This window comes from Amycolatopsis sp. WAC 04182 (assembly GCF_003947465.1).
Taxonomy (GTDB): Bacteria; Actinomycetota; Actinomycetes; order Mycobacteriales; family Pseudonocardiaceae; genus Amycolatopsis.
Genome location: NZ_QHJJ01000028.1, coordinates 1 through 802 on the forward strand (window position 1 = coordinate 1; position 802 = coordinate 802).

General features: G+C 71.3%; 1 protein-coding gene. It reads right to left on the reverse strand.

Translation table 11 applies throughout. The features are described 5' to 3' along the window. Window positions 1–585, reverse strand: a 585-nt coding sequence (locus DMH01_RS42300) for an ABC transporter substrate-binding protein (RefSeq protein WP_233621886.1), incomplete at its 3' end; no start/stop codon positions are given. Window positions 586–802 lie beyond the last annotated feature (217 nt).

An 802-nucleotide genomic window follows, 5' to 3' on the forward strand; every position in this document is an offset into this window, starting at 1 on the left:
CTTGGACGGCATCACGTACAGCAGCGTGAGCATGGACATCAGGTACGACGGGTTGTACGCGGTCTCCAGCGCGAGGGTCAGCGTGTCCGGCTTGGCGGCCTTGGCGGTGACCCCGTCGGGGAACTGGCCGGGCGTGTAGAAGCTCCAGTTGGCCGGGCTCTCCGCGAGCGCCGCCTTGAGCAGGGTGAGGGAGAAGACGACGTCCTCGGCCGTGACCGGGGTGCCGTCGGACCACTTGTAGTCCTTCATCTTGATCGTCACGGTCTTGCGGTCGGGGCTGTAGGCGGGGGGCTCGGCCAGGCTCAGCTCGGCGTCGGCGACCTGGTCACCCTCGCCGCTGGGCCGGTAGAGGGAGCGCCACATCAGGCCGCGGGCGATGACCGTCCCGTTGGCCGAGGCCGGCGGGTAGGGGTAGATGTAGTTCGGGCTGAGTCCGGGGGTGAGCGCGACCGTGACCGCGCCGCCGTCCTTGGGCTTGCCCGACTGCGCCGGCTGGCTGGCGTAGCCGGCGGCGGCGTCCTTCGCGGCGCCCCCGCCGCCGGTGCACGCGGTGGCGGCCGTCACCACCGCGGCGGCGAGCACCACCGCCAGGCGTGCTCGCTGCTTTCCGGAGACGTGCGTAAGGACAGGCTCCGTACATGTGGGGTGGAAGTGCGCGAAGAGGGCAGAGGGGCGGGCTCAGTCGGCCCGCCGCCCGACGGCGTCGCGCAGGGCGTCGGCGAGCAGGTTGAGCGCCAGCACCGTGAGGACGATGCAGCCGCCGACCGGGTAGATCAGCCACCAGTAGTCGGCCGAGATGTAG